Below are 298 nucleotides of genomic sequence, written 5' to 3'. Positions count from 1 at the left end.
AATACCCACTCACCGGTAGATGTCCTAGAAACCCAAGATATTAAGTTGGAAATCAGCACCAATCAGGCTTGGTTGCAAGGTGAGTCCCTAGCGTTAACCAAGAAGGAATTCGCCTTTTTACGCATGCTGATGACCACGCCAGACAAACTGGTGATGCAAGAAGAGTTACTGGCCAAAATTTGGGGCGTGACGCATACCCGAGATTCGCATTACTTGCGGATTTTAGTCAGTCAGCTGCGTAAAAAACTCAAAGATAATGCCAATGATCAGCGAGTGATCAAAACGGAACCGGGTCTAG

Annotated in this window: 1 protein-coding gene; it reads left to right on the top strand. The window is 46.3% G+C overall.

All coding sequences use genetic code 11. The annotated features are described in order from the left end of the window. The coding region (locus HUK49_RS10760; RefSeq protein WP_191913681.1) for a winged helix-turn-helix domain-containing protein at positions 1 to 298 on the top strand (298 nt) is incomplete at both ends.

The organism is Limosilactobacillus portuensis (assembly GCF_014838735.1).
Lineage (GTDB): Bacteria > Bacillota > Bacilli > Lactobacillales > Lactobacillaceae > Limosilactobacillus > Limosilactobacillus portuensis.
The sequence above is the reverse complement of the archived record's forward strand: the minus strand, read 5'-3'. Positions and strand labels throughout refer to the sequence as shown.